General features: G+C 49.0%; 8 protein-coding genes and 1 pseudogene. 6 read left to right on the top strand and 3 right to left on the bottom strand.

What is annotated here, in order from left to right:
• Window positions 1-79 precede the first annotated feature (79 nt).
• On the bottom strand, window positions 80-931 hold the full coding sequence (locus tag H6G00_RS27470) for a transposase (protein ID WP_242042535.1): 852 nt from the start codon (window positions 929-931) through the stop codon (window positions 80-82).
• Window positions 932-1,252: 321 nt separating this feature from the next.
• Here H6G00_RS27470 and H6G00_RS27475 point away from each other — a divergent pair, with 321 nt between their 5' ends.
• From H6G00_RS27475 to H6G00_RS27485, 3 genes are all read left to right on the top strand, one after another.
• Entirely contained in the window at window positions 1,253-1,459 is a 207-nt protein-coding gene (locus H6G00_RS27475) for a hypothetical protein (RefSeq protein WP_190799159.1), read from the top strand.
• A 302-nt stretch (window positions 1,460-1,761) separates the two neighbouring features.
• A complete protein-coding gene (locus H6G00_RS27480) occupies window positions 1,762-1,980 on the top strand; it encodes a hypothetical protein (protein WP_190799160.1) in 219 nt (72 codons plus the stop codon).
• Window positions 1,981-2,088: 108 nt separating this feature from the next.
• Window positions 2,089-2,331 (top strand): hypothetical protein, encoded by a 243-nt coding sequence (locus tag H6G00_RS27485; RefSeq protein ID WP_190799161.1) that lies wholly within the window; start codon window positions 2,089-2,091, stop codon window positions 2,329-2,331.
• Window positions 2,332-2,414: 83 nt separating this feature from the next.
• Here H6G00_RS27485 and H6G00_RS27490 read toward each other — a convergent pair whose 3' ends face one another.
• Window positions 2,415-3,464 (bottom strand): DUF389 domain-containing protein, encoded by a 1,050-nt coding sequence (locus H6G00_RS27490; protein WP_190799162.1) that lies wholly within the window; start codon window positions 3,462-3,464, stop codon window positions 2,415-2,417.
• Between the two features lie 124 nt (window positions 3,465-3,588).
• Here H6G00_RS27490 and H6G00_RS27495 point away from each other — a divergent pair, with 124 nt between their 5' ends.
• A complete protein-coding gene (locus H6G00_RS27495) occupies window positions 3,589-5,145 on the top strand; it encodes a Na+/H+ antiporter (RefSeq protein WP_190799163.1) in 1,557 nt (518 codons plus the stop codon).
• 26 nt (window positions 5,146-5,171) lie between these two features.
• Here the strand turns inward: H6G00_RS27495 and H6G00_RS27500 are convergent, their stop codons facing one another.
• Window positions 5,172-5,723, bottom strand: a complete 552-nt coding sequence (locus H6G00_RS27500) for an HPP family protein (protein ID WP_190799164.1) — start codon at window positions 5,721-5,723, stop codon at window positions 5,172-5,174.
• A gap of 118 nt (window positions 5,724-5,841) precedes the next feature.
• Between H6G00_RS27500 and H6G00_RS27505 the strand changes: the two are divergent.
• A pseudogene (locus H6G00_RS27505) lies at window positions 5,842-7,125 on the top strand (DUF389 domain-containing protein).
• Window positions 7,126-7,136: 11 nt separating this feature from the next.
• The gene (locus tag H6G00_RS27510) at window positions 7,137-7,952 is read left to right on the top strand and encodes an ion transporter (RefSeq protein WP_190799166.1); all 816 of its coding nucleotides are present in this window, start codon (window positions 7,137-7,139) and stop codon (window positions 7,950-7,952) included.
• Window positions 7,953-8,122 lie beyond the last annotated feature (170 nt).

Genomic DNA, 8,122 nt, shown 5'->3' on the forward strand with positions numbered 1-8,122 from the left:
GCAGGTGAAAGAACAACTCGGCGCACTAACACCAGAAGTGGTTGCCTCAATTGTGGGGCGGCAGTCTATTTTAGATGCTCTATCTGTAGCCGGACTTTAGAGAATTGGTATTACTATCCAAAAATAATTCCTCTACCCGAAACCTCAATGCATATTGCCAGAGTATCTGCAAGGTCGGAGGTTCATCAGTGACAACCGCCCAAGATTCTTTGGCTCCCTGTACCGTTGCAACCACCAAGTTACAGTGATGTTCACCATCGAGCCACAAGCCCACATTCTCATACAATCGGGCTTCGCCGAGCGGAGGATAGAGCGTGCCAACCATCAAGGGATAGCGTCGTGTAGTGTGAATCAAGACATCACACGGTAATCGTAAACCGTAATGCCAGTGACTCTGCCGTAACCATTTCATCAATTGCTGATTAGCAAAGCCTCGGTCGGACAGTAGCATCACATCAGGATGATGCCGAAACAGCCACCGAGCACGGCGCAAGACGGGTTGGTACTCTTCAAAAGCAACGGTGGCACTGCTATGTTCAAGGACTCGCCACAACAAGGGAACTGCCCGCCCACAGCACACCACCGACAGGTGAATCATGCAAAAGCGATCCCACAAAACCGTCGTATCCAAGGCTAAATACAATCGCTGTTGCTTCCATCCACTGAGAGCCGCTAGCACCAAGGGTACGTAAATTGCCATCACGCTAATGCGGCAATTGTCCATAAATCGTTGCCAGCGCCGCTCAGTACTTTGGGCTTTGGTCGCTCGACTCACCACATACGGTTCCCATGCAGCAAGGTTCAATTCTCCGCTGTGGAGTAAGGCACTCACCATCCATGCCAGAGCTTTCAAGTGGCGCAGATCGCAAACACGACTGTGTTGACTCAACTGGTCGAATAGTTGACCATACAAATGGGTAGAGGGTGTCATGATTTTGGGCTGTTGTGTGGTAACTCTAGCCTCTCATGACTCTCTACCTTCTTCGCCAACTCCCTTGTGTTTGCTGGGTTTCACCTACTTCTGTCAGCCAGCCAGGGCTCTTCCCAATTTTTGGTGATCGAGGTTCTTGAGGTAGCCTTAAATCTAAAATCCACATCACTCAAGTTTGCGATCGCATCCATTTTCACCAAAAGTTGGGAAGAGCCCTAGGAGCTTGACATTTAATATGCCACCTTTAACTACCAATTTCTTAATTTCGCAAACTTAACCAGTTGTTAATCTGAGAGATGTGGTGTTTAGGATCTGACTGCCATGAACTTCCAAGAGGGCGACCAAGTTTATTACAAAGGTGAAGATCCCAAAATTCGCCGGGATTACGGCAAGCGGCGGCTTACTATTGCTGCCGTTGACCCAATTACAACCGCTGTAGCTTGTACCGTAGATGATGGTCGCTTCGTAGTCGGAATTCACCCTGTTGATTTAGAACTAGCACAACAAGCCTCTACGGAACAGGTATAGCTATAAACCCACAGAAGGGGCGATCGCTGCTTAAGCCAAGCTACTAACGGCAAAGACTAAAAGTCTTTGCCGTTGTTTGTTTCAAGGCTTGAAAGGCTACCAAGCAGCTACATCCATGAAGGCTGATCAGGCAGTTTTTTGTTTCCCCTATAGGGCAGAGATGTGTTCCAGGGGGGAACTACTGGGGGGACTCTATCCAAAGATGTAGACCATTCTACGGAGATGTACTTAATCTAGGTACGGAAGCCTACCTGTTGCTCACTCTAAGGACTGAGTGCAGCCAAGACTTAAAAAGGGATCGTATGACTGATAGAACTACGAATAGAGAGCCAGAACCCGACTACGGGAGTTCCTACCGTGGGTATGTTTTGAAAGCTACTCAAAATCAAGAAACCAAAATCTGGACACTTAGCTACAACTTAGGTGGTTATTCTCCTGTAAATTCCAAACGCAAGTTTGAAAACGCTAGAGAAGCGATCGATCACGGCAAAAGGATAATTGATTCTTTGTTAGGGGAGTGAAGTAGAAAGACGTCTAGTAGCAGCGATGTTGTTTTCTGTTGCTTCCCTGCGCCGGATTCGCAACTGCTGGAGTGAATAGAGGACTAACTACTCCTTGACTCCAAAAACATGCCGCAACCCAGCAGTGTTACTCTAACGCCAATCAAAAGTCTCGAAGGCTTGGTGGTCGGGGATCTGATCGTCTTTCGGAAGCGGCTCTACAAAATTCTTAGTTTCCCAAAACAGAACAACCCCGAAAGCCCTTCCATACAGCTAGACCTAGTTTGGGGTGAGCCAGACGACACAAAGCAGGGCTGGCGCTACGTGTCTACACTTGTTGCAGACGGTGCATTGAAGCTAACAATCAACTAATAATTCAGTACAAGGGGCAAATGACAGCTTCGCCAGTTTGAACCCCAATTGGATGAACAGCAATTGGAGTAAGGTTTTTCAGCTCATCTTGAACTTTTTTGCCCGTATATCGGCTCAGTCCCATTATTAATTCCGGTGTTAGACTCTTGTCGACGAATTTCTTCGACCTGTCCAACCACAAAGATCAGTGTAAAAGGTTGTCCCATTTCGCGTTGCACAAACTCTTCCAAGAGAGCAACCTGCTTCGGTGTAATACGTTCTCTAGCACGGACATTCAACCGAACTTCGGGGGGATTGGTTAACCAGTTTGTGGTACTGCTCACCAGATCTAACCGTTGAAAAGTAAGAGTGCGATTTAACAGCGCTTGTCGTAAGCTGGCTTCTAATTGTGCCTGTCTCACCATCTGAGCGAAGCTGAACCCTAAAGGAATTAGTAGGATGGCAGTAAAAGTTAGTATCCCGGCAAGTGCTTTACGGGCATGATGAAAAGAAGCGTAGCCTGCTAGTAGAAAAGTGACCATACAGGACAGACTAATACCCAATAAGTTTGTGAGATAGAGCAACATAGCTCCCTGACTAAGATTCCAATTTGCCTGAGATAGTCCTAAGCCGATTACGCAAATAGGTGGCATCAGCGCGACTGAAATTGCTGTGCCGGCAAGGCTCCCAGAGATTTTCGGTTGCACTTTTGCGTAGCCGCTAATGCCGCCAGCGGTGACGGCAATTCCTAAATCGAGCAGCGTGGGCTCAGAGCGTGCCAACACCTCACCGCCAAAGTTAGCAATGCCAACCAGTTTGCCCAATATCCCCGCAAGTGCTACTGCCAACGCCGTCCCCACGGCAACTGCAACCAAACCACGTCGAAACAGCATGACATTGCCTGTCAGTGCCCCAAACGCCAGTCCTCGGATCGGCAGCATCAGGGGAGCAATAATCATCGCACCAATAATTACCGCTGTGCTGTTTGCCAACAAACCAAAGGTGGCGATCGCGCAGGAACTGACAATCAAGATGAGGTAGGACGGATCAGGCGTCGATTCTGCCAGTAACTCTGCTTGAAGCTGCTGCAACTTAATCAGGCTCTTTCCCTGATTTCTGAATGATCTGAAGCGCCCACGGATATTTGCTAGCACATCCTGATTCCTCCCAGAACTTTAAGATTCTGACTTTTGCCCAGCATCTCACCTGTGATTGTAGCGGTCGTGGTCCGACAGGTTGAAGATGGTAAGGGTTCGATCGTTTGGAGGGTAGTGGTCAATGGATGCGACGTTAGGTGAAATGACGATCGAGACAAACCTGAAGCAATTTTTGCTGGTGCTGTCGATTTCCTTGAGTGTGGCAACCTTGCCCCGCATCTTTAGCTGGTTTCGTCAGATTCCCTACACCCTCTTGTTGGTGATTGTGGGGTTAGGGCTTGCTTTTGTGGATGTGCGCTTGGTGAACTTATCGCCAGAGCTGATTCTGTCGATCTTTTTGCCTCCGCTCCTGTTTGAAGCCGCCTGGAATTTGAAATGGTCAGAACTGAAGCAGGAATTTTTGCCCATTTGTCTTTATGCCGTGCTTGGGGTGATGATTGCAATCGCAGGCATTGCTCTGGGGCTAAATCAACTGGGGGGAGTGCCGCTCACAACGGCACTCCTGATCGGAGCGAGCCTATCTGCTACTGATCCTGTATCAGTCATTGCGTTATTTCGGGATCTGGGCGTAGGCAGCCGACTCAGCATTTTGGTGGAGGGGGAAAGCCTATTTAACGATGGCATGGCAGTCGTTGCCTTCAGTTTTCTGGTTGCTCTGCCGATGGGCACAGCAGATTTATCCATTCAGTCAGCGCTCATTGAGTTCGTGCGCGTGGTCGGCATCGGCATTGCAGTAGCTAGCTTAATTGGATTTGGGATTTCATACCTAACGCAACGATTTGACCTGCCTTTGGTCGAGCAATCACTCACGCTAGTGTCTGCCTATGGCACCTATCTAATCATTGAGGATTTTGGGGGCTCTGGGGTAATTGGGGTCGTGACAATGGGATTGATTTTGGGAAACTTCGGTTCTCGCATTGGCATGAATCCTCGGACTCGAATTATTGTGAGCGAGTTCTGGGAATTTCTAGCGTTTTTCGTTAACTCGATTGTCTTCCTGCTAATTGGCGATCAAATCCGATTTAATATCCTGGGACAAAACCTCACTATCATTGCGATTACGCTGATTGTGATGATAGTGACACGGGCGCTCGCCATCTACGGATTGAGCGCCCTTAGTAACCGATTCAGTGAGTCTAAGGTTCCACTTAAAGAACAAAGTGTGCTGCTTTGGGGAGGGCTGAGAGGATCAGTGTCGATTGCTCTAGCGCTAAGTGTGCCTGCTATTTTGCCCGATCGCGAAGAGATTATCGCCACTGTGTTTGGAGTGGTGTTGTTCACCTTGCTCGTGCAGGGTTTGACGATTAAACCCTTGCTGGAATGGCTAAACCTGCTCGGAAATCAACCGTTACAACAGCAATTTTCAGAAGCGCTCGCTCGCTTAGCTGCGCTGAGACGAGTGTTGCAGCATCTTGTCCAAACCGCAGATCGTCCGGTAATTGAGCCAGAGTTTTACCGCTATCAGCAGACTCTGATTCAAGGAGAAATTGGGCGTCTGGAGGAAGAGATCAAGACCTTGCAGGATGAGCATCCCGATTTACGCGCGTTTGCTGCTGAACAATTTAGGTTAGAACTACTGACAATTGAGGCAGACACGTATGCCGAGCTAGTCCGAGCCGGACAACTGAACCGGGAACTGGCTCCCTTCCTTCAGCAAGACTTTTCAGAAGAGGGTTAATATCCACTCATTGAATTCGATTAAGTTCAGCGCGATCGACTGTAATATGCCAGCAGCCAAAGCGCACAGCGTTCTATGGCAATCAGTAACGCGATCACACCAACCGCCAAGCCAAACAGCGCTAAGTTGGTTTCGTTCCCTGCTCGCAGAGCAAAGCTGAGGGATGTTGCAACTGCCGGGGGATGCACGGCATCCAGCACGATCATTAGAGTGATAGTCAAAATCATCGCGATGCCCGCTGACAGGTAACTTGAACCAAACAGGAGGTAAGTCACTAAGCCGATTGTCGCTGCCATAAGTTGAGAAATTGTTAGGGTCCGGACGGTATTAGTGCCATGTTGCGGATCTAGATAAATGAGAAATGCGCTGGAAGCTAAAGAGGCAAACAAAAGACGTTGACGGCTTAGCACTTCTACAAACGCCAGAACTGCCAAGATCACTACGGTTGGTGCTAGCGCTAAAGCGAACTCACCCTGTAAACTCAATCGGCTTCTCAGCGATCGATTGGCACCTTCAATCGGCTCCAAACTGGATTTCTTAGGGTTGTGATCGGATTGATGCGAGGAGCGCTTGCTCAAAATAGGTTCCTGCGCGTGATTCAATTTGGTTCAGTCAGTAGTTTGAGCGAAGCCGTCCACAAGAGAACGTTATCTCTTGTGGGAATGACTTGATGCTATCAGGAGCTTAATCAGAAAAATGCGTCAGTTATTTGTGCAAGCACCACAAGGATGTGGAAAAACCGTTCTAGAGATTGCAAAAGCTTGTGATGGCACAAATTTAGCGCAAATTGAAGCAACAGGCGTTGAGCAACCGATCGATCTGGTGCTGATTCATGTTTCTAACGGTAAAGTCGAGGAGCTTCTCGACAAACTGCAAGCCCTGCCGGACTTAAGTTTTACATTGTTACCAACGGGCGTAATGGCGCTGCATCCCCCTGCTAATGCTGCGGCTGCACAGGTTACTAACGTTGAGGAACGCAGCCCGATCGAGATCTTCCTATCCGGTTTGCAGAGTACAGGCTCCTGGAAAGGATTTCTTAGCTATGCGGCTATCGCTGGAATTGTTGTCTGGATTAGTTTGTACACAAGCACCAGCTACCTACTGGTTGCCGCGATGCTGTTGGCTCCGTTTGCCGGACCAGCTATGAATACTGCTTTAGCAACAGCTAGGGGCGATCGCCAACTTCTCTGGCGCAGCCTCATACGATACTTTGCAGCCTTGAGCGTCACGATTACCACAACTGCCCTACTGAGTTGGCTTCTGGGCCAGCAGACTCCAACTAACCTCATGATTGATAGCAGTCAGATTTCAACCGTGTCTGTCTTGATCCCTCTGGCAGCAGGCGCAGCGGGCGCACTGACCCTAATTCAGTCTGATCGCAGTAGTTTAGTCTCTGGAGCCGCAACTGGAATGCTCGTTGCTGCTTCTCTGGCTCCCCCCGCAGGCATTGTTGGTATGGCGGGTGCGATCGGGCGTTGGGATCTAGTCACCAACGGACTCTTTCTGCTGTTGTTGCAATTGGGTGGAATTAATCTATCAGCCGCGCTGCTGTTTCGCCTGTTTGGTTTATCAACACAGGGATCTCGCTACCAGCGAGGCAAACGCGGTGTGTTTTCTCTTTCAGTGGGAGTAAGTGCGATCGTACTAGTGGGGTTAATGCTCTGGCAGTTCTCCGACACGCCGAATCTACAGCGCTCTAGCCGCGCTCAACGGGCAAATGCTGAAGTGCAGCAGGTGGTGCAGCAAAGCAATCTAGCCAAGCTCGTAGAATCCAACGTTCGCTTCACTGGAGCCGATATTTCAGGACAGGAGACGTTGTTGTGTGTGGTTTATGTTCAGCGTCAGCTCAACATTACACGTTCAGTTGAACAAATTCGCGCTGACCTGACTCAATCGATTTAAACTCGCTTGTTGCAGCAGAGGTTCAATGTCACTCCATTGGTCGAAGTTACTGTGTTAGAAACGCCTGCACTTAACTAATTAACCTGCGGATGAATTCACCGAAGCTTCCTGAAAAAATAGCCCTCGAACGCGAACGTTCTGAGATTTTGCAACAGATTGAAGACTGGCTCGATGTACCAATGTTGGTACTCAGCTTTCTCTGGGTAGCCCTGTTTGTGCTTGAACTCACTGATGGCTTAAATCCATTACTAGAAGGTTTAAGCATCAGCATCTGGATCGCGTTTATTGTCGAGTTTGGCGTTAAGCTGCTTCTGGCTCCTCACAAAGTGGCTTATCTCAAGACGCAATGGCTAACTGCAATCTCACTGCTGCTTCCCGCACTCAGAACGTTGAGGATTGTCAGAGTTCTTCGGGTGCTGCAAACAGCGCGGGCAATGCGCGGCTTACAGTTGTTGCGGGTGCTGACGCGAACCAATCGCAGTATGAGATCACTAGCCGCAAATTTTTCCCGGCGCGGGTTTGGCTATGTCGTGCTGCTAACCGCGATCGTTACCTTTGCAGGTGCGGCTGGAATGTACGCCTTTGAGCAAGCAGCACCAAATGTGCCTGGATTTGATCACTATGGCACCGCTCTATGGTGGACAGCAATGCTAATGACCACAATGGGATCTGATTACAGCCCACAAACGGCAGAAGGTCGCATCTTGTTTTTTCTGCTAGCGCTATATGCCTTTGCAGTGTTTGGCTATGTGACTGCAACGCTAGCAACATTTTTTGTCGGGCAAGATGCAGATGACGAAGAAGCTGAGCTAGCTGGAATAAAGTCGATCGAGGCATTGCGAGCGGAGATTATTGCATTGCGCTCTGAAATCCAGAACCTGTGCCGAAGTGATCGCTCCCCCTAGGATAGAAGTCGGTTTTGCCCGTTCTGCGTAAGGTTTGGTTGCAGCTTAGAGAATGTTATACCAATTCTCTAAAGTCCGGCTACAGATAGAGCATCTAAAATAGACTGCCGCCCCACAATTGAGGCAACCACTTCTGGTGTTAGTGCGCCGAGTTGTTCTTTCACCTGCTG

The organism is Leptolyngbya sp. FACHB-541 (assembly GCF_014695875.1).
In the GTDB taxonomy this organism is placed as follows: domain Bacteria; phylum Cyanobacteriota; class Cyanobacteriia; order Elainellales; family Elainellaceae; genus JAAUTN01.

Bases quoted from the DNA above. Each gene is read 5' to 3' on its own strand.
- H6G00_RS27470 (WP_242042535.1), bottom strand. From the start codon at position 931: ATGACACCCTCTACCCATTTGTATGGTCAACTATTCGACCAGTTGAGT.
- H6G00_RS27475 (WP_190799159.1), top strand. From the start codon at position 1,253: ATGAACTTCCAAGAGGGCGACCAAGTTTATTACAAAGGTGAAGATCCC.
- H6G00_RS27480 (WP_190799160.1), top strand. From the start codon at position 1,762: ATGACTGATAGAACTACGAATAGAGAGCCAGAACCCGACTACGGGAGT.
- H6G00_RS27485 (WP_190799161.1), top strand. From the start codon at position 2,089: ATGCCGCAACCCAGCAGTGTTACTCTAACGCCAATCAAAAGTCTCGAA.
- H6G00_RS27495 (WP_190799163.1), top strand. From the start codon at position 3,589: ATGGATGCGACGTTAGGTGAAATGACGATCGAGACAAACCTGAAGCAA.
- H6G00_RS27510 (WP_190799166.1), top strand. From the start codon at position 7,137: ATGAATTCACCGAAGCTTCCTGAAAAAATAGCCCTCGAACGCGAACGT.